Source organism: Streptomyces sp. NBC_01450, from assembly GCF_036227505.1.
In the GTDB taxonomy this organism is placed as follows: domain Bacteria; phylum Actinomycetota; class Actinomycetes; order Streptomycetales; family Streptomycetaceae; genus Streptomyces.
In genome coordinates this window covers 1,303,213-1,326,115 of sequence record NZ_CP109481.1, presented here as the reverse complement: position 1 = coordinate 1,326,115, position 22,903 = coordinate 1,303,213, and the positions used below count along the sequence as shown (strand labels likewise).

The window sequence follows — 22,903 nt, the reverse complement described above, 5'->3', positions numbered from 1 at the left end:
CGTCGCATCGGCAAGTGATCGACGCAGCCCACCTGGATGTGTAAGCGTCTACGCAGATGAACACACCTCGGGGGACATGTGACGGACAATCAGCAGCGCCGCATGCGGCTGAGACTCGCGCGCCGACGCCCTGCTCCTGATCGCGTGCGGGGATCGGGAGCAGATCGCGACGATACTCATCGCGCTGGTCTCCGTGGGAACAACCCTGCGGGCACCGTCAGCGTCCTCACCGACCTGGGCTCCTCGCCTCTCGGCGAGTACGCCGACCACCTGATCGTCACCTCCGTCGAGGGCATCCAGGCCGGCCCCTCCCTGACCGCCATGGTCGCCGCCGTCCAGGCCGTCCTCAGCGAACTCACCGACGACGACGCCATCCGCGCCTCACGTCGGGTCCAGCAGATGCGGCAGGAACTCGACCTGCTGGACGACCAGCCCTGAAAGACCGGTCTGCCGGGCCCGCCCTGAACCGCCCTGCTGATCCCGGTGACTGGTTCCGCCAGGCCGAGCTGCTCGCCGAAGCGTGCCGGCTGCGGTGATCGCCAGCCGTCTCGGCGTGGGAATCCGAAAACAGGGTCGTCCTCCCGGAGCCATACCGGAGGTTGGTCGTCGAGATCGCCAACGGGTCATCCCTCGGGCCACCGGAAGATGGTGGCCTCCTGCCCCTCGGCCGGCTCCCCTCGGACTGGCCCAACCAAGGGGATCGAAATCCCGCCGCCTGTTCCCGCTCCAGGAGACTTGGTCCTGGGAAGGTGAGCCCCTAACCGAAGACCACCACGAGCGCGTCGCCGCCGTCTCCAACCACGGCACTATCGTGCTCGGCACCGACGATGGACTCTCCTACTGGGTCCTCGCCATGACCGGTTCTGAACGAGGCAAGGTCTGGCTCGTCACCGACGTCGGCGCCTACCCATATCCCATGCCGAGAGCGCTCGGCTTCTTGGAGTGGGTGCAGCGCTGGCACGCCAGCGACGGCTGGTGGGACTGACCGCAACCCGCACGGAGCCCGATGTACTACGAGGGAGTCGGGCTGGAACGTGTGGGTGGGGAAGGTGACGCTGCCGTTGGGGGGACGTAACATGATCGTCCACAAGGAGCGAATTCCACCCGTAAGGCTGCCTCCATGGCCGCAACCGCCAGCCTCCGGTTTCTGCGTTCGGCGCACCGGGCCGTGGTGAATGGTCTCTGCGCAAACCGGGCGATCGATGCTCTGTTCCGTTTCGTCACAGAGCGCTCGGGGGACCCGTTCGAACTATGGGTGACTTCAGTGACAGCATCACCGTGCACGTGCCCTCGGATCGGCTTTTTGCTTACCTGTCCGATGTGCAGCATCTGCATTCGTACATGCCGCGGCTCAGGGCGGCGCGCCCTCACGACGGCGACAAGGTCACCGTCACCGCCCACGTCGAACCCGTTGATGCGCCGGAACAGGACGTGACCAGTGAGGCGTGGGTGACAGTGGTCGAGGACGGCAAGAGCCTGGAATGGGGTGTGCCGGGGCCGCACGACTATCACGGGCAGCTGCACGTGGGCCCAGGTGAGACCGCCGATACCTGCCGCCTTACCGTGGAGCTGCATACCGAGCACACGGAGGGCGAACAGATCCACCACGGCCTCGACGAGGCGCTGCGCGGCATTAAGCAGGCGGTAGAAGACGCTGAACGCTGAACACCGGCACGTAGCGAATACGGTCGCGGCAAGCGATCGCTTACCCCTTCTCGGTCCCTTGGGGGCCGGTGGCGCGAGGTAGGACGCCAGTGCGGTCATCGGGGTGTGGATGCAGCACTCCACGCTCCGTCACTCCCATCACGAGATGTTCGATGGAGGAAGCCCGGGCGGGCGGCGGCGCCGGACGGGCGCAACGGTCAGGACGTGCCGTACGTGCAGTGAACCAACACGTCCGCCCTTGCCGATCTCATGACCATCTTCCCGGCCTACAGGTCGGTACCGGCGTTGCCGTCGTCGCTCGAAGAGTCTCGCTGCGTGGTCCCACCCTGCGCGGAAGCGTCCTTCCCCTGGTTGTCCAAGAGCTCCAGGAGCGCAGCGTCTGCCTTTTGCTGATCCTCCTTCGTCAGTTCAAGAGGTGCGTTGTTGTAGACGGCGTACCGGTCGGGATCAATGATGTTGGTGGTCCTCAACGTGAACGTCAGAAGCGGGCGCCACCCCTTGCGGTGGCCAACCCTCACTTGAATTTGTGCCTTGTAGTCACGGGCCTCCGGAAGGAGCCCGGGAAACGGTGCCTCGAGCTCGATGAAAAGTTGTTGAGCTTCTCTGCCGGCCACAACGAACCCGGCCGGCAACTTCAGTTCCTCGTCCGGTTCCGGTTGGAGGCGAGACGGCGAATACATCCACAAGAGTGGTAGATGAGAGGCAGGCTCATCAGGGAAGGTGAGCCTGAGATCCTGCACAACTATCGGCTTGGCGCCGGTGTTGTGAAGGACGAGCGGAAGCCGCAGGCGAACAAGAGAGTAGTTGAAAATCGCTGCAAAGGAGTGAGGTTCCCATGTCTTCAGGCGCCCTTGTCTGGCATTGATCCACCAGAATGAGGAGACCGTGAAGACCAATGCGCAGACCGACACGACGGCGGCGCCGGTAATCGATGAGGACGCATTCTGATCAGCAGCGGTCATCAACGGGGACACACATTCAGTGTGCCAGCCTCAGGATGGCCACGCTAAACGTCGCCACGGGGTACAGGCAGCTGGTCAGGGCGGTCTCGGCCTGCAACGGCGCATGGGTTCGCTCCTGGAGCCTCGAGCCGTAGGGATGGTTGCGGCAGGACCGGTGGCGGACGGCACGAGGGCGCTCGCGGGAGCTACATCTCGCGCTGTCGCCAGGGTGTCCGGCCGGTCGGCAGGAGCAGACAAAGCCACCGCTGATCGCCGGGGACGTCACAGGGATGCAGGCAACCTTGGTTGCCTGGCAAGAGCCATGTTCGTGTCAGCGGCCACTGCCCTGCCGGTCGTGGTTGTAGTGGCTCCCGCCGTCGCGGTCCCCACCGCGATCGCCCCACGAGGAGCTGGTGCCCTGGTCCCGGCGGTGGCCGTCACCACGATCCCGGCGGTAGTCGTGGTCGCGGTCCGAGCGGTGTGCGTGGTCGCCGGTACTCAGGAGAGCACCGGCGACCATGGCATGGCAACTCTCACTTCTACGCCGACCACTCTCGGGCTGATCGGACTTAGGATCCCGCGCGACCAGGCGGCTGCAGTGCCGTCAGGCCCAGGCGAGGGCGTGCTCGACGGGCACGCGGGGCAGCCGCGGGAACCACGGGTCGGCACCGGGGTGACCGATGTTGACCACCAGATGCGAGCGCCAGCTGGTACCGGCGAAGAACTCCTCGTCCACACCGGCCTTGTCGAAGCCCGCCATGGGACCGGCCGCGAACCCTGCCGCACGGACCGCGAGCAGGAAGACCCCGGTTTGCAGTGCCGAGTTGTAGGCCGCGATGCTCTCGCGCGCGTCGATCTGGTCGGCGAACGCCGCTCGCAGCAAGTCCCCGCGGGCCGGGAAGACGGTCGGCATCTGCTCGTGGAAGTCGACGTCGTACGCCAGGACCGCCACGGCCGGCGCACTGAGCGTCTTGGCCCTGTTGCCCTCGTTGAGATGCCGGACGAGTCGCTCCTTGCCCTCTCGGGTCCGCACGAAGAGCACGCGCAGAGGCTGGCCGTTGGCGGCGCTCGGCGACCAGCGGGCGAGATCCCAGATCATGGCCAGTTCGTCGTCGGCAACGGCCACCTCGGCGAAGGTGTTCGCGGTGCGGGCCTCGGTGAACAGCACCTTTCGTCCGGCGTCGTCGAGGACATCGAGGGCCTGCGGTTCGCGGTCGGTCATGCTCATCATTTCTCTCTTACTTCGGTTGTGTGTGGTGCCCGGGGCGGGTAGACCGCCCCGGGCACCACCCCCAGGGGACGGGGTTTACGGAGCCGGGCAGGGCACAAGGACCCAGTGCTGTCACGTGCGCATGTGGTCCCCTGGCCGACGTCATGTGTCGTTCGCTGACCGCTTGTTCCGCTCCGCGCCCAGGCGGGCGAAGTAGTCGATCAGGTCGGGATTGTCGACCGCCTCGGGGTTCAGGACTTGCTCGGCAGGGGCACCCTGGAGCAGACGCTTGACGGGAACCTCCAGCTTCTTGCCGGTCTTCGTGTGCGGCAGGGCCCGTACGGCGAGGATCTCGTCGGGGACGTGGCGGGGTGAGGCGCCGGTGCGGATCGCGTCGCGGATCCGGACGCGCAGGGAGTCGTCCAGGGCCACCCCGTCGGCGAGGACCACGAAGAGCGGCATCCAGTAGCGGCCGTCGGGTTCCTCCGCGCCGATGACGAGAGCCTCGGTGATCTCGGGGAGGCGTTCGACGACATCGTGGATGTCGGCACTGCCCAGGCGCACGCCGTTGCGGTTGAGGGTGGCGTCGGAGCGGCCGTGGACGATCACCGAGCCGTGCGAGGTGAGTGTGATCCAGTCGCCGTGCCGCCACACACCGGGGTAGGCGCCGAAGTAGGCGTCGCGGTAGCGGCTGCCGTCGGGGTCGTTCCAGAAGTACAGCGGCATGGACGGCATGGGCCGGGTGACCACCAGTTCGCCGACCTGGTCGAGGACAGGGGTGCCTGCCGCGTCATAGGCGGCCAGCGCCACACCGAGGCTGGGGGCGGACAGCTCCCCCGCCCAGACGGGGGTCGTGGAGGCGCTGCCGGCGAAGCCGGAGACGATGTCCGTGCCGCCGCTGGTGGAGGCCAGCTGAACGCCGGCGCCTACGTGGTCGCGGACCCAGGGGTAGGCGGAGGCGGGCAGAGCGGAGCCGGTGCAGCCGACGACGCGGATGGCCGACAGGCCGTGCACGGAGGGTTCGATGCCCAGCTTGGCCATGGTCAGCAGGTACTGAGGACTGGTGCCGAAGACGGTGACTTTGTGGCGGGCTGCCAGCTCCCACAGGACGTCCGGACGGGCCTGCGGTACCGGGCTGCCGTCGTAGGTGCAGGTGGTGGCACCGGTCAGCAGGGTGGAGACAACCAGGTTCCACATCATCCAGTGGGTGGTGGTGTACCACAGCAGGCGGTCCCCGGTGCCCAGATCGGTGTGCAGGCCGAGGGTCTTGAGGTGTTCGAGCAGGACCCCGCCGTGCCCGTGGACGATGCCCTTGGGCAGTCCGGTGGTGCCGGAGGAGAAGACGACCCACAGGGGGTGGTCGAACGGCACCGGGGCGATGGTGAGGTACTCGACACGGCTGACCGCGTCCTCCCAGGGAACCGTCAGCCCCGAGTTCCCGCCCTCGGGCCACGCAAGGCCCACGTGGTCCACGAGCACCGTGGCCTTCACCGTCGGCAGGGCTGCGGCGAGTTCGAGCGAGGCGGCGCGGCGGTCGTGGGTTGTGCCGTTGAAGAGGTAGCCGTCAGCGGAGATGAGCACCGTGGGTTCGAGCTGGGCGAAGCGGTCGGCGGCGGCCTTGGGTGCGTAGTCCTGGCCGCACACCGACCACACCGCGCCCAGGCTTGCGGTGGCGAGGAAGGCGATGACGGCGTGGGGGGTGTTGGGCAGATAGCCCACCACCCGGTCGCCCTGTCCGACGCCCACGTCGCGCAGGCTGGCAGCGACGGAGGCGACCCGGGCGCGCAGCTCCCGGCCCGTGATCTCATAGCCGGCTCCGGTCTCGTCCAGGGCGGTGATCGCGGGAGCATCGGGCTGCAGGTTGCGCAGCGCGTGATGCGTGTAGTTGAGGGTGGCGCCGGGGAACCAGTGGGCGCCGGGCATGGTCTCCTCGGCCAGCACCCGCTCGTACTCAGTCGTCGCGTCGATGCCGAAGTACTCCCACACCGTGGCCCAGAACCCCTCGAGGTCGGTGACGGACCACTGGTACAGGGCTCCGTAGTCCGTGGGGTCCTGGATCCCTTCGGCGCCCCGGTGCCGGGCCGCCCATCGGGCGAAGTCCGCGATGCGACTGTGGGCGGCCGACCTCGGGTCGGGAGTGAAGAAGGGTTCCGGATACGGCTCAGGGTGCGGGGTGGTCATGGTGTGGAGCTCCTCGTCAGGCGGGCCGGGCATCGGCGGTATGGCGGGCCGTGTGCAGCAGGGGGGCCCAGGCGACGGTGTCCGTGAAGTCGCCGGTGCCGGCCGGGACGGTGTCCATCACGACGCGGTCGGGGCGCAGCAGGACGGCGTCGGCACGGCCGCGTGCCAGCCAGCCGGCCAGGGTGCCGTCGTCGCCCAGATCGTCGACGTGGATCATCGGGGCGCCGAGTGCCGTGGCCACGGCCGTCATCTGCGCCGTGGGCGGCACAGCGGTCAGGACGGCGAAGGAGTCCCCGAGGACGTCATCGAGGCGCACTCGCCTGCCGTCGTGCCGTACCCAGGGCTGCGGGCAGAAGGTGCCGGCCAGCACGCGGCCGGTCAGCCTGGGGCGGCGCCGTATGAGGGGACCGGCGGTCAGGGCGGGACTGAGGTCACGGCTCACCGCCGTGGTCACACCGGGGATGCGACAGGCCGTGCCCACGACGGCCCGGCGGAACGCCGCACCGCGGTCCTGTCCGCCGGTCATGGCCCAGCCGACGGCGACCGCCACGCGGATCACATGGCGGGCGTGCGGCTTGCGCTCGCGTTCGTAGGTGTCCAGCAGCCCCTCGTGTGCGCCCCGTTGGAGCACCTGGGCGAGCTTCCAGGTGAGGTTTTGGGCGTCGCGCAGGCCCGCGCACAGTCCCTGCCCGACGAAGGGCGGGGTGAGGTGGGCGGCGTCGCCCAGCAGGAAGACGCGCCCCTTGCGCCACCGGTCGGCGAGGCGGGCCCGGAAGGTGTACTGCGCCTGCCGTATCACCTCGAAGTCAGCGTCCGGCGAGGCGTCGGGCGGCAGGTCCACCCAGGGGGCGACCAGCTCGCGCAGGCGCTCCCATCCGTCCGGGCCGTCCAGGTTCTGGTCGTCGGCCAGCCTGAACTCCCAGCGGTAGCGGTCCTCGCTGACGCGCATGAAGGTGGCCGGCTGGGTGGGGGAGCAGATCTGCTCGGCGCCTTCCCAGGTGCGCACAGGGCGGCTGGTGCGCACGTCGATGACCCGCCAGCTCTCCTCGAAGTGCAGGTCCTCCCACAGAGCGCCGATGGCGTCACGGGTGAGACTGCCCGCACCGTCGCAGCCGAGGACGGCATCGGCCCACAGGTGCTCGTCCTCGTCGCTGCCGTCGCGGCGAAGGGTGACCCGGACCGGACCCGTCGGATCGTTCGGTCCGTCGGTGTCCCGTGCGACGGACTGGGTGACGGACACGACCTCCACCCCGCTCCACAGCTCGCACTCCGGGCGGCGCGCCAGGGCGTCACGCAGCAGGCGTTCCAGATCGGGCTGGTCGAACATGCTGGTCTGCGGGAAGCCGTGGTGTCCGTGCATGGACCGCGGGAATTCGGCGATCACGCGGCGCCCGGCGTCCAGCAGCCGCAGTCCGGGCGCCGGGCGGGCGAGGGAAGCGAACTCCTCGTGGACACCGGCGCTCTGCAGGATCCGGCGGATCTCGTCGTCCACGACGACGGCGCGCGGCAGGGGGTAGACGTCCCGGTGCCGTTCGAGGACCAAGCTGCGCACTCCGTGCCGGGCGAGCAGCAGGCCGGCCATGACCCCGACGGGTCCCGCACCGATGATCACCACCGGTCTACGGGATGCGGCCTTCATGATGCGTCCGCAATGGGGGTCCGCTGCTCGCCAAGGTCGATCCGCCCGTCAGGGGTGGCGATCGTGGCGGTGACGAGGTCACCGTTGCGCAAGTACTTGGGGTTCTTGGCCTGGCCCTTGAAGAACGCCTTCCACTTCAGCGCGGGCGGCAGCAGCGCAGCGATCTTCTCGGCCGCCTTGGGCGGGGCCTTCAGGGCCGTGCCGCCGGGAGTGCCGGTCAGCAGCAGGTCGCCCGGGGCGAGGGTCTGGAAGCGGGCGAGCAGGGTGAGCGCCTGTGCAGGCCGCACGATCATGTCGGCCAGCGTGCGGTCCTGGCGTGACACGCCGTTGACCGACAGCCGCAGCCGCAGGTTCAGCAGATGGGTGAAATCCTCGGACTCCAGCAGCGCCAGGTACGGACCGGTCGGTGTGAAGGTCGGATAGGACTTGCTCTCGTAGAACTGGGTCTTGGTCAGCTGGACGTCGCGGGCGCTGACGTCGTTGGTCAGGACAAGGCCGGCGACGTAGCGCGGCAGGTCCTGCTCCTCGACGACGGTGCCCACGGGCAGGGCCGCGCCCATGACGAGGCCGAGTTCCACCTCGTAGTCGAGGAACTTCACGTGCGCGGGGCGGATGATCGTGTCGTGGGGGCCGCTGACCGAGCCGGACGCCTTGCGGAAGAAGGTGGGCGGGATGTCGCCGGTGAAGCCCGAATCCTTGGCGTGGCTGCGGTAGTTGACCATCTGGGCGACCACCCGGCACGGGGTGGTGACCGGAGGCAGCGCCACCAGGTCGGCGACGGGCGTGCCGCTCTCGGCGGAGGCGGCGGCCTCGCGGACCGCGTCCCGGTCGGCGAGCAGCTCGGCGGTCGTGACGGCCTTGGTCTCGACGCGGACGGCGCGTTCGTCCCGGACGACCCACCAGCCGTCGGTGGTACGCAGAACGTTGGTGCTCATGAGCTCATCGCTTTCATCAGGCCCAGCAGGCGTGCGGGGTCGAGTTCGTTGTCGCCACGCAGGGCCGTCATGACCTCGCGCAGCTTGGCGGGTGAAGGGCTGGCGCCCAGGAAGTCGCGGGTGACCGGCGGGCCCCACTGGGCCAGGCCGCTCGCCGACATCGGTGCCCAGCCGGGCTCCAGGTCGCAGGAGAAGAGGTCGCCGTCGGCGAAGTGCTCCAGCATGAAGTGGTCGGGGTCGCGCCAGTAGTCGAACAGCTGGCTGCCCTGGATGTGCCGGCCGATGCCCCAGCTGCGCTGGTAACCGCGCTCAGTCAGGTACTCCCCGCCGGCGCCGATCGCGTCGAGGTCGGTGACCTGGTAGGCGGAGTGGACATAGCCGGTTCCCGGCCCCAGGTGCAGGGCCAGCGTGTGGTGATCGACGGCCACGCTCCCCTGGTCGCACCGGACGAACGCCATCGTCGGCCCGCGCCCGCGCTGCCCGTCCAGGAACAGGAAGTCGGACACGATCATCCCGAGGGTGTCCAGGTACCAGTCCAGGGTGCGGGCGAACACCCGTGTCTCCAGCACCACATGGCCCAGCCGCTGGATACGGGAGGGCTCACGGGGCGGGCGCTGGGTGGCGTTCGTACGACGGTGATCGGTACCGAAGTTGAGGATCAGCGGCTCCTGCTCGGGCAACGCGGGCAGCTGCTCGGCGCAGTGCACGACCCGGACCGGCAGGCCCGAGGGGTCGAGCAGGGCGACCGACTGCCCACCGCCCGGTACGCCGATGTCCCGGACGGTACTGCCGGTGGCGCGGGCCAGCCGGTCCAGGTCGGCCCGCTCGGCCGCGCGGAACGCCGGCCCGATGAACCGGGACGTACGTCCCCGCCGGATGACCATGCAGGGCGAGCCGGCGAAGGTGCCGCGCAGCCACAGCTCCCCCTCGGTGCGGGCGGCGACCGCGAACCCGAAGTCACGCGCGAAGACCTCGGCCCGGTCCAGGTCCGGCTTCTCGAACTCGAGCCAGGCCAGATCCGCCACCTTGATCACGGGATTCCGGGACCGTCCGGGGTGTTCTCCGCGCAGGGCGCCCTGCTCACTGTGGAGGTCTTGATGGGGCGTCTGGGGAGCGGCCCTGTTAACGGGGGTGTGGGACATGGTGTCCTCCAAGCAACACTGCTGTAATGAGGAAATCATCAACTTTGCCGTTACCCATCGTCAATAGGGGGAACCCAAATAATTGATAGTCTCATCAGTAATGGCAGACTCATCGCGACGGTTGTTACACTCGCCGTATGCCGACGTCAGCCCCGCCCAAGAACCGCTTCGAGCGACGCCGTGCCGAGACCCGTCAGGCGCTCGTCCGTGCGGCCCGGCAGATCCTCGCGGAGACCGGGGACGCCAGCGCCAGCATCCAGGCCATCGCCGAGCGCGCGGACGTCGGTTTCGGCTCCTTCTACAACCACTTCGAGTCCAAGACGGAGCTGTTCGACGCCGCGGTGACAGACGCCCTGGACGAGTTCGGGCAGGTCATAGACGAGCGCGTACAAGGAATCGACGACCCGGCCGAGCTCGTCGCGGCGGGCTTCCGGCTCACCGCCCGGATGGCCGACTCCCACCCTGAACTCATGCGGATCCTGCGTGACCGCGGTCTGGCCTACATCCACTCCGACCGGGGCCTCGCCCCGCGAGCCCTGCGCGACCTGGAGATCGGCATCGCCTCGGGCCGCTTCACCTGCCGCAACGCGACCACCGCCCTGTCCGCCTTGGGCGGCACCCTGATCTCCCTCGTGGCGCTGCGGCTGGCCCGCCCCGACCTCGACGGGGACGAGGCCGCCTCCGACCTGGCAGAGATGGTCCTGCGCATGCTCGGCGTCCCTCCGGACGACGCCCGCGAGGTCACCCGGCGCCCACTGCCCGGCCTCGACTGACAGCACACGGGCCCGGCGTCCAGAAGGGGATGCTGTTGGTTAATTCGGGCCTGGTTGCTTCGCCCCGTCGTTATGCGGCGGGGCGGAGTGCTGTCAGGGGGCTGGTGCGGGTGCGGGCTCTTGGTGTGCCGGTGAGCCAGGCATTGATGCGGATGAGGTTGACGGCGGCGCCGGTGAGCTGGTGCTGGAGACTGGTCTTCGCCAGGCCGCGGTAGCGGGTTCTGCGCAGGCCGCAGGCGTTCACTGCTTGGGAGATGGTGCCTTCAACGCCGGCACGGATCTTATAGCGGTCCTTCCACCCGTCGGTCGCCTGGAGCTTTCGCGCCTGCTGGAGTGCTTCATATTCGTCGCGGGGTCGGAGGTTGATCTCCCGCCGCCGAGGCTTGGCGGAGTTGACGCATTCCCGCAGCTGGGGACAGGTGCCGCAGTCGGCCGGAGAGAACCGGACCCGGATGGTCGGCAGTCCCTCCTCGGAGTTGCGCTGGGCCCATTGCGTACTGACAACGCCGTTCGGGCAGGTCACGTGCTGGTTGTCCCAGTCGATGGTGAACGCGTCCTGGCCGAAGGCGGCATCGCCGCGGGCGTGCGGCACGGTCACCGCTTTCAGCGGTCCGTGCAGGTCGACCCGATGGTCACGGCCGGCCGTCACCAAGGCGCCACCGTTGGCATAGCCGGTATCCACCCAGTGCTCGCCCGGCAGCAGATCCCGCCGGGCGAGTTCTGCGTGGACCGGGACGGCCATCCGGTCGTCAGAGACACTGCCCAGGGTGGTCACCACGCCCGTGACCAGATGCGGGGTGTCGTCCTCACACGTCTCGGTGAGGTGGACCTTGTAACCGTCCCAGTTGATGTCGCGCTTTCCGCCGGTGCGAACTTCCAGGTCATAGGGGGTCACCAGGCGCATCAGGCCCGGTGGCCGGTCTTTTGGGTCCCGGCGGGCCACCTCCCCGTCAACCAGGTGGAAGTACTGCACCCACACCTGCCGCAGCACCTCGACTTCCGGCAGTTCCCGCAGGCCCGGTGGCGCGTCCTGGGCCCAGACGTTCCGCAGCAGGTGCATGCCGTCGTCGCCGACCCGCCGATACGTCTGGTCCCGGCGAGACCGGTCCTTGGGGAAACGGGAGTCCTCGGCCCGGGTGGCGTAGTGCTTGAACCATTCCGGCCGGGCGCACGCGCTCAGCCGGCCCGGCTCGGCCAGAGCTACGGCATTCAGCGCGGAGCGCAGGGTTTCCGCGACCAGTTCCAGCTGGTTCAGCTCGCGCACCGCGGACAGCACGTGGGTGGAGTCGGTCCGTGCCCGGCCCCGGGCGGTGATCAGTCCCTGTCGCCGGGCGGCCGCCAGGACCGTGTCCAGGATCTCCCGGCCGCCGTCGGCTCCGACGAGCCGGTCCCGGAACTCCGAGAGCACCGAGTAGTCGAATCCGGCATCGGCCAACTCCAGCCCGAGCGCGTACTTCCAGTCGATACGAGCCCTCACCGCCTCCGCGGCCTGCCGGTCGGTCAGCGCCTCCACGAACTGCAACACCAGCACCATCGCCAGTCGCCCCGGTGACCAAGCCGGTTTCCCCCGCGCAGGAAACAGGCCGGCGAACTGCTCGTCGCTGAACAACGACCCCAGTTCGTCCCGCACCCGGATCGCCAGGCTCCCTTTTGGGAACGCGGCCCGCGCCACCCGCACCGTCTCCGCCGGGATCTCCCCAGACCCCTTCGGCTGCATCGACATCCGCACCCACCCCATACGACAACGTCGGCCTTCAAGACCACAACCGGGTCTTGAAGGCCGACGTCACGCACAGGCCCGAATTAACCAACAGCATCCCAGAAGGGATGCCGGGCTCCTGCGTGCTTGCGCTGGGCGGATACTTCAGCGCCGCAAGGGCCGCGTCGACGCCCGCGACGAAGGACGAGACCACAGCCCGCCGCCCCGGCCTCGGCGCACGCACCCTGCGCCGCCGGATCACCGACCTGACTACCCGCCTCGGGGCGACGCGCCGATTCCAGGCGGGTGCGCAGGCGGGCCGCCGCGGGTGGCTCTGAACCGCCTGTGGTTCAGGCAGGTCGGTAGCAAAAGACTGTGGGCGCCGGTGCTCCCTCAAGCACCGGCGCCCACTCACCCCTGCCCGAGGTGGTCTTGGTGAACTTTCTGTTCAGTCGTCAGGGGACGAGGATGAGGCGGATCGGGTCGCCGATCTTGTTCTCCAGCCGGTTGACCGCGTCGGCGGCCTCGGCGAGCGGGATGTGGTCGGTGATGGAGGGGGCCAGGTCGAGACGGCCGACCTCGGCCAGCCGGACCAGCTCGGTGACGGACTCGGGGCTGCCGCCGTAGTGGCCGCGCACCTGCTTGCCCAGGTAGTTGAAGGTCAGGCCCTCGGTGATGGTGAGGGGCCTGGGGCTGATGCCGACCAGGATGAGGGAGCCGCCCAGGCCGAGTGCGGCGGCGGCCTGCTCGCGGACGGCGGGCACGCCGGCGCAGTCGAAGGCGAAGTCCAGACCCCGTCCGCCGGTGGCCGCGCGGACCTGGTCGGCGAAGTCGTCGGCAGCCGGGTCGAGGGCGAAGTCCGCGCCGAAGGCCAGGGCGCGTTCGCGGGCGCTGGGCAGCGGGTCTACAGCGATGATCGGCGCGGCGCCGACCAGGCGGGCGAGGCGTACGTTGTGCGCGCCGACTCCGCCCACGCCCCAGACGCCGACGGACTGGGCGGGGCGTACGCCCGCGGTGGTGACGACGGCGGCGTAGGGGGTGGAGACCGCGTCGGGGATGATCGCGGCCTGGTCGAAGGGGAGGTTGTCGGGGATGGGGATGAGGGTGTCCTCGCGGGCGACGGTGTACTGCGCCCAGCCGCCGTCGTAGTCGATGCCGGCGGTGCGCATCTGGGTGCAGGGGCGGCGGCGCACGCAGCCGGCGCACTGGCCGCAGGTCTTGCCGGCCTCGAGGGTGACGCGGGTGCCGACGGTCAGGCCGCGCTTGAGGTCGGAGCCGAGGGTGTGGATCACGCCCGAAACCTCGTGGCCGACGGTGACCGTGTCGGAGGTGGCAAACAGCGGTACGAGGGAGCCATCGAGCAGGTGGACGTCCGAGAGACAGACGCCTGCGGCCTTGACCTCGATGAGGACCTCGCCCGGGCCGGGCACGGGGACGGGGACCTCCTCGACGGCGAACTTCTTGCTGTCCAGGTGGAAGCGCCCGGCGAGCATGGTGTCCATGGTGCTCTGCTTTCTGTGAGCGGCACTCCGGCGGTTCGGCCGACGGGTGCCGTGTGGTGCCTCGTGGGTGAGTGGTGGCCGGGAAGGAGCGGGGTGTCAGGACCGCCGCACTCCTCCCGGCGTCCGGGGGGTCAGGCGAAGACGTCCTGCTGGTAGCGCTCGTCGGCCTCGAGCTGGGCGAGCCACTGCTGGGCGGCCTCGTCGTCGCTGCCGGTGTGCCTGCGGTAGATGGCGGCGAGCGCCTCGCGTACGGCGGGTGCCATGCGGCGGCCGTCACCGCAGACGTAGATGTACGCGCCGTCCTGGATGGCCTGCCACACGGCGTCGGCCGCATTGGCGATGGCGTCCTGGACGAACCGGGCCGGGTGGCCGGTCACCGCGGAGAAGGCGGTGTGCACCTGGGCGATCCCGGACTGCTCCCACGCCTGCATCTCCTGGCCGTAGAAGTAGTCGTGCCCCGGGTGGCGGCAGCCGACGAAGACCTGGGACAGGCCCACCTGGGTGCCGTTCGCGTGCTGGTGGGCTCGTTCCTCCAGGAAGCCGCGCAGTGGCGCGATGCCGGTGCCCGGGCCGATGAGGACCAGCGGCGTGGCGGGGTCGGCCGGCGGGGCGAAGGTCGGGGAGGGTACGCGCACATAGCCGTAGACGACGTCGCCGGGGTTGAGGCCCGCGATGTAGGAGGAGCAGGTGCCGCGGTACCGGCCGTCACCGGACAGGGCCGGTCCTTCCAGCAGGCCGACGGTCAGGCGCACGTGGCGCGGGTCGGCCAGCGGAGCGGAGGAGATGGAGTAGAACCGCGGGCGGATCGGGCCCATCATCTCCAGGAACACCGCCAGCGGCAGTTCGACCGCGGGGAAGCGCTCCAGCAGGTTGAGCACGGAGACGCGCTTGCCCAGGACCTCGGTCTGGTAGCGCTCCTCGGCTTCGGCGGTGTCGGCCGTATAGGCCTGCAGCTGCGGCCGGGTCCAAGGGCACTTGGTGTGCCCGGCCAGCGTTCGTATCTGGGAGCGGGTGGCCACGTCCTGCAGCTCCAGGAACTCGGTGAACAGCAGACCCGCGGTGACGGGCGTGCCCACCGGGAGGTGCGTGCGGCCGCCGGCGGGCTGGTCCAGGCGCAGGACCTGGTCGCGGTCGACGCCGAGCCGCACGAGGGCGCGGTTCACCAACTGCGGCTCGTTCTTGGCGAAGACGGCCAGGTGGTTGCCGGTGTCGTAGGTGACACCGTCGGGGAGTTCGATGGTGATGGACTTCGCGGCCGGGCGCGGCGGCTCGATGCTGAAGTCCCACAGGCCGGTCGGGTCGTCGACGAGTTCCTCGTTGGCCACGACCGTGAGGGGGTAAGCCTGCTCGGAGACGATCGCGGGGCGCACGTCGGCCTCGGTGAGCAGTTGGACCTGGAAGCGCGGCCCTGTGGTTTCGGAGGTGTCGGCGGCGTACTCCTCGGCCAGGGTGGTCCACAGGGTGTCCATCCAGCGGGTGGCCATGCCGTCGAAGTCACCGGCGGCATCCGCGATGCCGCGCTCGACGACGCGGGTGGCGCCGGCGGCCAGCAGGCCTGCCTCGATCCGCTTCGGGAAGCCCTGGTAGGTGGCCACCCACTGGGTGTTGCCGGCACCCAGCAGTGCGAACCGCACGTTGGACAGCGAGCCCTCCGGGAGCCCGGCGGTGAGCAGTTCGTCGAAACGCTGCGCGTTGTCCGGAGCCTTGCCGTTGTAGCTGGAAGCCACGACGACGAGCAGGCCCTCGGTGGGCAGGTTGTCACCCAGCTCGTCCAGGCCGACCAAGGTGGTGCCGAACCCCGAGCGCTCGCCGCGGTCGGCGATGGTGCGCGCCAGGTCCTCGCACGAGCCAAGGCTGGAGCCGTAGGCGACGGTCAGGTTCACCCCGACACCGCTGACCGCGGCCTGGTGCTGCGTGTCGTCGGTCTGCAGGTCCGCGACGCCGAAGACGGTGCGCTCGTGCTCCTGACGGGACCGCACGACCAGCTCGAAGTCGCCGGGCTTGCGCGTCAGCGCCTCCCGCACGTCCATCTTGTAGTCGGTCGTGTCGGAGAACTTGAACTTCTGCAGCACCAGCGCGAGGGCCAGGCGGGCCTCAGTAAGCGCGAACTGCCGGCCGATGCAGGCACGCACACCGTTCCCGAACGGCTTGTAGGCGTGCGGGTGGTGGTTGACCCGGTTCTCCGGCAGCCACCGGTTGATGTCGAACTCCTCCGGCCGCTCCCACGCCTTGGGATGGGTGTGCAGCGGGCCTTCGAGGATGTTGACCCTTGTTCCCTTCTTCAGCCCGTAGCAGCCGCCGATGACGGTGTCCTCCAGCGGGGACTTGCCGATCAGCGGGATGGGAGCCCACAGGCGCAGGGTCTCCTCCAGGATCCGCGGGATCACGTCCATCTGCATGATCGTGTCGTAGTCCGGGACCGTGTCGCCCGGCAGCAGCCGGTCCACCTCGGCGTAGGCCTGGGCCAGGACGTGCGGGTTACGCATCAGCGAGTACGTGGCGAACGACAGCAGACCGCTGGTGGTCTCGTGGCCGGCGATCAGGAAGGTCACCACCTGGTCGCGGACGTTGTCGTCGTCCAGCCCCTTGCCGGTGTCGGGGTCCGTGGCCTGCAGCATCAGACCCAGCAGATCATCCTCACCCGTGTCGATCCCCTCACGGCGCTCCTTGATCACGTTCTCGACCAGGTCCCGCATTAGCTGGATGTTCTCGCGGTACTTCTTGTCATCGGCCTTGCGGAGCTTGGTCATCATCGGCAGCTCCTGCGAGCGCCGCAGCGACTCCACCAGCGCCTCGAGCAGCGCGTTGAGGAAGGGGTGCAGATCCTCCTTGGCGAAGGAGTCGAACCGGTAGCCGAACCCCGACAGGGCGATCGTGTCCAGGGTCAGCCGGGTGTAGTCGTCGGTGATCTTGACTGGCCGGCCCTCCTTGCTCTCCCACTTGCCCACCAGGTTCTGAGCGACCTCCAGCATCTGCCCGTAGTAGGACTTCATGGCCCGCTGGCTGAACGCCGGCAGGAGGATCCGGTGCGCCATGCCCCATTCCTCCTCGTGCTGATGGGCCGTGAACAGGCCCGCACCCGTGAAGTCCCGGACGTGGTTCAGCGGTGTCTTCTCGATCTGCTTGTAGAACCGCGTCTCGTCGCAGACCTCGGCCACCAGGTCCGGGTCCCAGACGAAGACCTGCTCGATACCGGCGATCTCCATGCCGTAGAGCCCCTCGGGAAACTGCTTGGACAGCTTGCCGAAGTACTCCACCGGGTTGGTGCTGGGGATCTGCGGCGTGTGGCCGAAGAGCGGGACCCCGCGCGGAGACCGGATGGGTCGCAGGCCGGCCTCGGACTGTGTGGACATGGCTTGCTCCTTTGTGCAGGGAGGGGATGGCAGGTGCCGGCCGAAACCCGGCCGCACCACGGAAACATACGCCGTATGGAATTGGTACCATACGACGTATGGAAAGTCGACCGCAACCCAAGACCGTGCGGACGACCGACACGCCTCCGGTGACCGAGGTCATTTCCATACGTTGTATGAAACTGATACCGTCCGCGTATGGAAAAGGCGAAGCGTCCCCCGCGGGGAACCAGGAAGAGAGAGGTGCCTCTGACCGAGGCCGGGATCTATGCCGCCGCCCTGCGGCTCATCGACGCGGACGGGGTCGAGGCGCTCACCATGCGCAAACTCGCGACCGTGCTTGATGCGAACCCGATGTCGCTGTACCACCACGTGCCGAACAAGGACGCCGTGCTGCGCGGCGTGGCGAGAATGGTCGGCACCCAGTTCCGCACCGTGACACTGGAGGACGCTCCCTGGCAGGAGCGCATCCGCCTGCTCGCCACGGATTTCCGGACGCTGGCGCACCGTCACCCCAAGCTCATGGCCTACTCATTCAGCCACCAGGCGGACTTCATCCAGCCCGAAGACCCGTTCTGGGTTGCGCTCACCGCGATCCTTGACGCCGCAGAGGTGCCGCACTCGGAGCTCCCGCTGATCACCGCTCTCGTGGGCGCCGTCATCACCGGTGTCCTCACCGCCGAACTCAACGGCGCGCTCCACCGGTGGTCGAGCCTCAAACCCCCCACTGTCGGCGAAGACGGGCTCACCCCTCCAGACCTCGACGAGAACCGCGTCTTCCGCCTGACGCTGGACACGATCATCATGGGCCTGGAGAGCCGACTCGCCGCCGATGGTGACGGCCAGGGCGCCGGCCATTGATTGTGCAGACCTGAAGTGTTGCGGCCTGACGCCGGCCCATGGCGGGGCGGGGTCAGGCCGCGGCACGCATGAGAAGGCACCCATCACATCCGGAACGGCCCTCTCGAAACCTCGCGGTCAGTGTTGCCGCAGTGCGGCCGCCTGGATGGTGCGCGTCGCCCGCGGTCTCGCACCGTCCCAGGAAACCGCAGCATCCTCCAGTGGCCAGGGCCCTGGATGCCGCCGTGCGACTCGCTCGTACTCCGGACGACGACCCTCTGCGCATGACTGGGCCGGCCAAGCTCCGGACGCGGCAGCAGCCCGGCGCATGGTGCCGCCGGTACGCGTTCATCCCCGGTCGGCGGGCCTCCATGTCACCGGGCGTCAGCCGCCCGTACCGATAGGCGCTCCACCGGGTCTACGGCAACTGCAACCGTCCCCTCGACCTCGCCAGTCTCATCCATGCCGCTTGCCGTCCAGCGAGCCCCTTGGCGGAGTCGCGCGGCGTTCCGACACGAACGTGAAGGTCGCCGCAGACTTCCAGCGGCGGTACCTGTCACCGCAAGGGTGAGTCGGCGGTGGGCGTCAGGACGGACTCGGCGACGCCGACGATCTGACTGATGTCGAAGCCCTCCATGTCCGCGCGGAATTCGGGGCTGGAGAGGTACGCCCCCAGTCGCTCCTGAACATCGTCGGCGTCCTGGTAGGAAACGAGGGCGTACAGCTGGGGAACCTCAGTCCCGGGAGCCGCGAGCACCGTCCAGACGCCGTGTGTGGTGATCCTGTGCTTGGCCATACCGGGAATGTGCTTGGACCAGATGTCCTCGTAGGCGACGAGCGCCTCAGGGCTGCGCAGTGTGTAGACACGAAGCTGGTACTGGGACATGAACACTCTTTCCTTCTCTTCTGCCGCCGGGACAAGGATCCCCAGCGGCACAGCGGTTGGGAGGCTTCTCTCAGCCTTTCGCGAACAAGTTCGCGAGTTCGAGCTCCCAGTCGATGCGTCCGGACTCGGTGCCCCGTGGCACCAGCGCCTCCGTGTTCTCGAGGAAGGTTCTGACGTCCTGCACGGGAACCTCGAGCAAGGCGGTCCCCGCGGGAGACCCGAGAACGATGTACATGGCTTGGTCACCACGGCCGACGGCCGGCCAGACCCGGATGTCCCCACAGCCTGTGGAACCCGTCAGGCCATCGGCCAGGAGTTCACGCCCCAGGACCCACTCGGTCTGCTCGTCGGTGTCGGTGAAAAAGGCGGCACGGACGACATAAGGATCAGTGGGCTCGTACCGCAGGCTCATGCACATGGACAGCGAGTAGGTGCGCGAGACGACCAGCTGCACGGCCACCCCCTGCACGACGGTCTTCAAAGACTCCATCGACTTTCACTCCCGGCTGGGCGGCGGTCAGCGAACGCTGATCTCAACCTGGACGTCGTGACACCAGCCACGGATCTCGTCCCAGGAGTAGCCCAGTTCGAGCAGGTAGCCGACACCGTGGTCCCAGCGGTGGTCGCCGGCGTTGACACTGACGGCCGGACGCTGGACGTGCGCGGATACAGAAGGCGCGGCCGAAGCGGTACCCCCCGCAGCAAGAACAGCGGCACTCGCGACCGCCACGGAGGAAGCGGTGACGGCAACGCGCCTCGTGAGCTTGTTCATGATCTTTCCTTCCCGATTGGTGTGATCTGCACCATCGACTACATGCAGGCGATGTGTGGCGCCTGGTGCGGCCCGAGCGAACTTTTCCATACGGCGTATGGAAGTACCTTCCCAGAATTACCATACATCGTACGGAACTGTCGAGGTGGCGAAATCGGCTCGCACGGCCGGCGGCGGCATGAACAGCTCGATGCCCTCGCCCGGACCGCGTCGGTCGCCTGGACGAACTCCGCCTGGTCTTCGAGGAGATGTTCACCCGCATCGGCCATCTCGCCCTCTGATCCGCAGAGATCAGCCACACCGACGAGCAACTGGGCAGCAATTTCCGGGTGTTCACCCACCTCTCCCTCATCGACCGCGGCCGTCGGACTCGACCACGGTGAACCGGCCTGCGGCCATGCCCTCCTCCACGTCGCGCTTCGCCCGCGGAGCCAGTCCGTCACCGGCACATATCCGACCGAGCCGGCCGTGGCACAGGATCCGCATGATCTCCGGGCATGACTCGGCCATGCGCGCGCTGAGCCGCACGCCCCCAGCGAGGCGCTCGGCGGGATCAACGACGCCGTGGAGGCGTTCGTCGACGGCTTGGGCGTACTCCTCGAGTGCATCGGCCATGACGGCGTTCGAATCGGTTCCTGCGAGGGACCGGCATCGACACTGACGGCATGCGGTCATATTTGGGCATTTGATCAGATTCGAGGGGCTTGACGATAAAGCGGTCGTATCTGACTATTTCATCAGAAGTGGACAAAGTCGTCCAAGGTTGGCAGACGTCGTGCCGGCTTCCACCACGGCCACAGATCGGGCCGACGCCCCACATGCCGACGCTGTCTCACACCCGCACCGATGGGAAGAACCGGATGACGAACACCACCGACCACACGCCACTCGCCGAGCCGGTGAGTCCCCGAGAGATACCCGATGCGGCAATAGCGATGCTCGATGCGGAGGGGACCGTGGTGGGGTGGACGCACGCCGCCGAGCAGCTTGTCGGGTACTCGGCCGGGGAAGTGGTGGGCCGGTCCGCCGCACACGTGCTGCCGCCCGCCAAAAGCGCCCCGAGTGCTCCGGCGTTCGCCGAGCAGTGCCGTGCCCAGGATGGCTGGTCCGGCGCCGTGACGGTCCGCCACCGCGACGGCCACGCCATCAAAATGACGCTGCGGATCTCACGGCTGTGGGGGCAGGACGCCGGCACCCGCTGGCTGGTGTCCGTGACCGACATAGGCACCCTGTCCTCGGGGGCGTCCAACGGAGCTGTGCGGGAGTCGCTCCTGGCCCACGCACCGGTCGGCATCGCTGTCTATGACCCGCAGCTGCGCTGTACCTGGGTCAACGACGTCATGGAGCGCCACGACGGCACTCCTCGTCAGCGACGGTTCGGACGCCGCCTGCGGGACTCACTGCCCGCCGTCGAGGCCGAAGCGCTCGAGGTGGTGATGCGGCAGGTGCTGGAGAGTGGCACCACCATGGTCCACGAGTACCGGGCGTGGTCATCGACGGACCGGCGCCGGGAGCACGCGTTCTCGGCCTCGTTCTTCTGCCTCCAGGACGCTGACGGCACGGCACTGGCAGTGTGCTCCATGAGCGTGGACGTCACCGGCAACCGGCGGTCGCGCGAGCGCCTTGCCATCCTCAGCGAAGCCAGCACGCGCATCGGCAGCACCCTCGAGGTCATGCGGACCGGGCAGGAACTGGCCGACCTCGCCGTGCCCCTGCTGGCCGACCACGCAGTCGTCGACCTGATGGAGTCGGTTCCGTTCGGCGTGGATACCTGGACGGGGCCCGGCAAGGCGAACGGCCGCCCACCTGTGCTGCGCCGTGCCGGTGTGGCCTCCATCCACCCGGGAATCCTCAAGTTGCCGTGGGTGCGCGAAGAAGTGATCCGCCCCTTCCCGAATTCGCTGTTCACCACCGCCCTGCGCACGGGCAGCTCTTACCTGGAATCGGTGCTCGACACCCGTTCGGGCCCCTGGGCCCTTCACGACCCGGTGAGCACGCAGAAGGTCCGTGACAGCGGCGTCCACTCTTTGATGGTCGTACCCATCCGTGCGCGGCGCTGTGTGCTGGGACTGGCGGTGTTCGGCCGCTCCGAGGACCAGACGCCGTTCCAGGAGGACGACCTCCTCCTCGCCGAGGAGCTCGTCACCCGGGCCGCGCTCAGCCTGGACAACGCTCTCCAGTACGCCCGCCAACGCACCGCGGCCCTGACGCTCCAACGCGACCTGCTCCCCCACCATGTGGGAGGCGGCGCCGCCCTCGATGTGGCCTCGCGCTATGTGCCGGCCGACATGGACCACGGCGTGGGGGGCGACTGGTTCGACGTGATCAAGCTGTCTGGCGCCCGGGTGGCCCTCGTCGTCGGAGATGTGGTCGGACACGGCATCAACGCCGCGGCGACGATGGGCCGATTGCGCACCGCCGTCCGCACGCTCGCGGACATGGAATTGCCTCCCCACGAACTGCTGACGCACCTCGATGACACGGTCAGGCGGCTGAGCGAGGAAGATGCCGACGCTCCGGACGAGGCCCCCGCGGCGGTGGGCGCCACCTGTCTGTATGCCGTCTACGACCCGGTCACTCGGCGGTGCACGATGGCGCGGGCCGGGCATCCCCCGCCCGCGATCATCGACCCGCAGGGCCGTATCACTTTCCCTGACATGCCCGCCGGGGCCCCGCTCGGCCTCGGCCTCGGTCTGGTCCCCTTCGAGTCCGTGGAACTGGAACTGCCCGAGGGAACTCTGCTCGCGCTCTACACCGACGGTCTGGTCGAGTCCCGCGACGACGACATCGACGTGGGCCTGGATCGCCTGGGCGCCGCTCTGGCAGGGTCCGGTTCGTCCCTGGAAGACCTGTGCTCTCACGTGATCGAGACCTTGCCGACTCAGGCCCCGGCCGACGATGTCACCTTGCTCCTTGCGCGGACTCGCGGACTCGAAGCGGCCCAGGTCGCCTCCTGGGAACTGTCGAGCGATCCGGCCGCTGTCCGCGTCGCCCGGAAGGCAGCCGCCCGTCAGCTCAGCGAATGGGGACTTGAGCATCTGGTGGCCACCGTGCAGCTGATCGTCAGTGAACTGGTCACCAACGCGATCCGCTACAGCGGCGGGCCGATCTGCCTACGCCTCATCCAGCACCAGGTCTTGACCTGCGAAGTCTCCGACAGCAACACCAGCCACCCACGCCCACGCCAGCCCCACATCATCGACGAGCAGGGCCGCGGTCTTCTTCTCGTCGCTCAGTTGTCCCGCAGGTGGGGCTCCCGCTCCGCGACGGACGGCAAGGTCGTCTGGGCCGAACAAGACCTGCCCTCCAAAGCCCTTGCGGCATGACGCGCGACCGACCGGGCGGCCGACGGCCGCCACGGCATG

21 protein-coding genes are annotated in these 22,903 nt (G+C 68.6%); 7 read left to right on the top strand and 14 right to left on the bottom strand.

All coding sequences use genetic code 11. The features are described 5' to 3' along the window. Positions 1 to 144 precede the first annotated feature (144 nt). The 3 genes from OG568_RS54680 (at position 145) to OG568_RS54670 (ending at position 1,665) form a co-directional block, all read left to right on the top strand. Positions 145 to 438 (top strand): hypothetical protein, encoded by a 294-nt coding sequence (locus tag OG568_RS54680; RefSeq protein WP_329537498.1) that lies wholly within the window; start codon positions 145 to 147, stop codon positions 436 to 438. Between the two features lie 415 nt (positions 439 to 853). Further along, on the top strand, positions 854 to 985 hold the full coding sequence (locus OG568_RS54675; RefSeq protein WP_329537497.1) for a hypothetical protein: 132 nt from the start codon (positions 854 to 856) through the stop codon (positions 983 to 985). A 266-nt stretch (positions 986 to 1,251) separates the two neighbouring features. Then, positions 1,252 to 1,665, top strand: coding sequence for an SRPBCC family protein (locus tag OG568_RS54670; protein ID WP_329537496.1), 414 nt, complete (start codon positions 1,252 to 1,254; stop codon positions 1,663 to 1,665). 266 nt (positions 1,666 to 1,931) lie between these two features. Here the strand turns inward: OG568_RS54670 and OG568_RS54665 are convergent, their stop codons facing one another. From OG568_RS54665 to OG568_RS54635, 7 genes are all read right to left on the bottom strand, one after another. Beyond that, positions 1,932 to 2,639, bottom strand: coding sequence for a hypothetical protein (locus OG568_RS54665; protein WP_329537495.1), 708 nt, complete (start codon positions 2,637 to 2,639; stop codon positions 1,932 to 1,934). 298 nt (positions 2,640 to 2,937) lie between these two features. Further along, entirely contained in the window at positions 2,938 to 3,126 is a 189-nt protein-coding gene (locus OG568_RS54660) for a hypothetical protein (RefSeq protein WP_329375385.1), read from the bottom strand. Positions 3,127 to 3,210: 84 nt separating this feature from the next. Further along, a complete protein-coding gene (locus OG568_RS54655) occupies positions 3,211 to 3,828 on the bottom strand; it encodes a malonic semialdehyde reductase (RefSeq protein ID WP_329537494.1) in 618 nt (205 codons plus the stop codon). A 150-nt stretch (positions 3,829 to 3,978) separates the two neighbouring features. Continuing rightward, entirely contained in the window at positions 3,979 to 5,997 is a 2,019-nt protein-coding gene (locus OG568_RS54650) for an acetoacetate--CoA ligase (protein ID WP_329537493.1), read from the bottom strand. Between the two features lie 16 nt (positions 5,998 to 6,013). Then, complete coding sequence (gene mhpA, locus OG568_RS54645) at positions 6,014 to 7,636, bottom strand: bifunctional 3-(3-hydroxy-phenyl)propionate/3-hydroxycinnamic acid hydroxylase MhpA (RefSeq protein WP_329537492.1); 1,623 nt, start codon at positions 7,634 to 7,636, stop codon at positions 6,014 to 6,016. Then, positions 7,633 to 8,571, bottom strand: a complete 939-nt coding sequence (locus OG568_RS54640) for a fumarylacetoacetate hydrolase family protein (RefSeq protein WP_329537491.1) — start codon at positions 8,569 to 8,571, stop codon at positions 7,633 to 7,635. The genes mhpA and OG568_RS54640 overlap by 4 nt, the downstream gene beginning before the upstream one ends. After that, complete coding sequence (locus OG568_RS54635; protein ID WP_329537490.1) at positions 8,568 to 9,713, bottom strand: VOC family protein; 1,146 nt, start codon at positions 9,711 to 9,713, stop codon at positions 8,568 to 8,570. The genes OG568_RS54640 and OG568_RS54635 overlap by 4 nt, the downstream gene beginning before the upstream one ends. Before the next feature lie 137 nt (positions 9,714 to 9,850). Here OG568_RS54635 and OG568_RS54630 point away from each other — a divergent pair, with 137 nt between their 5' ends. Further along, positions 9,851 to 10,486, top strand: coding sequence for a TetR/AcrR family transcriptional regulator (locus tag OG568_RS54630; protein WP_329537489.1), 636 nt, complete (start codon positions 9,851 to 9,853; stop codon positions 10,484 to 10,486). Positions 10,487 to 10,556: 70 nt separating this feature from the next. Here the strand turns inward: OG568_RS54630 and OG568_RS54625 are convergent, their stop codons facing one another. Further along, positions 10,557 to 12,209 (bottom strand): IS1182 family transposase, encoded by a 1,653-nt coding sequence (locus OG568_RS54625; RefSeq protein ID WP_329537488.1) that lies wholly within the window; start codon positions 12,207 to 12,209, stop codon positions 10,557 to 10,559. A 119-nt stretch (positions 12,210 to 12,328) separates the two neighbouring features. Between OG568_RS54625 and OG568_RS54620 the strand changes: the two genes are divergently transcribed. After that, positions 12,329 to 12,523: a hypothetical protein gene (locus tag OG568_RS54620; RefSeq protein ID WP_329537487.1), complete on the top strand. Its 195-nt coding sequence runs from the start codon at positions 12,329 to 12,331 to the stop codon at positions 12,521 to 12,523. 117 nt (positions 12,524 to 12,640) lie between these two features. Here the strand turns inward: OG568_RS54620 and OG568_RS54615 are convergent, their stop codons facing one another. Both OG568_RS54615 and OG568_RS54610 read right to left on the bottom strand, forming a co-directional pair. Beyond that, positions 12,641 to 13,687, bottom strand: a complete 1,047-nt coding sequence (locus OG568_RS54615; protein WP_329537486.1) for a zinc-binding dehydrogenase — start codon at positions 13,685 to 13,687, stop codon at positions 12,641 to 12,643. Between the two features lie 131 nt (positions 13,688 to 13,818). Beyond that, positions 13,819 to 17,040, bottom strand: coding sequence for a bifunctional cytochrome P450/NADPH--P450 reductase (locus OG568_RS54610; RefSeq protein WP_329537485.1), 3,222 nt, complete (start codon positions 17,038 to 17,040; stop codon positions 13,819 to 13,821). A gap of 243 nt (positions 17,041 to 17,283) precedes the next feature. Here OG568_RS54610 and OG568_RS54605 point away from each other — a divergent pair, with 243 nt between their 5' ends. Further along, on the top strand, positions 17,284 to 17,901 hold the full coding sequence (locus OG568_RS54605) for a TetR/AcrR family transcriptional regulator (RefSeq protein WP_329537484.1): 618 nt from the start codon (positions 17,284 to 17,286) through the stop codon (positions 17,899 to 17,901). A gap of 535 nt (positions 17,902 to 18,436) precedes the next feature. Here OG568_RS54605 and OG568_RS54600 read toward each other — a convergent pair. The 4 genes from OG568_RS54600 to OG568_RS54585 form a co-directional block, all read right to left on the bottom strand. Further along, on the bottom strand, positions 18,437 to 18,766 hold the full coding sequence (locus tag OG568_RS54600) for an NIPSNAP family protein (RefSeq protein WP_329537483.1): 330 nt from the start codon (positions 18,764 to 18,766) through the stop codon (positions 18,437 to 18,439). Between the two features lie 70 nt (positions 18,767 to 18,836). Next, the gene (locus tag OG568_RS54595; protein WP_329537482.1) at positions 18,837 to 19,256 is read right to left on the bottom strand and encodes an SsgA family sporulation/cell division regulator; all 420 of its coding nucleotides are present in this window, start codon (positions 19,254 to 19,256) and stop codon (positions 18,837 to 18,839) included. Positions 19,257 to 19,283: 27 nt separating this feature from the next. After that, the gene (locus OG568_RS54590) at positions 19,284 to 19,538 is read right to left on the bottom strand and encodes a hypothetical protein (protein ID WP_329537481.1); all 255 of its coding nucleotides are present in this window, start codon (positions 19,536 to 19,538) and stop codon (positions 19,284 to 19,286) included. 348 nt (positions 19,539 to 19,886) lie between these two features. Beyond that, positions 19,887 to 20,153 carry a hypothetical protein gene (locus tag OG568_RS54585; protein ID WP_329537480.1) on the bottom strand — a complete coding sequence of 89 codons (267 nt, stop codon included), beginning with the start codon at positions 20,151 to 20,153 and terminating at the stop codon, positions 19,887 to 19,889. 245 nt (positions 20,154 to 20,398) lie between these two features. On the opposite strand from OG568_RS54585, the gene OG568_RS54580 reads away from it, so the two are divergent. Then, positions 20,399 to 22,864, top strand: coding sequence for a SpoIIE family protein phosphatase (locus OG568_RS54580; RefSeq protein ID WP_329537479.1), 2,466 nt, complete (start codon positions 20,399 to 20,401; stop codon positions 22,862 to 22,864). Positions 22,865 to 22,903: the final 39 nt, after the last annotated feature.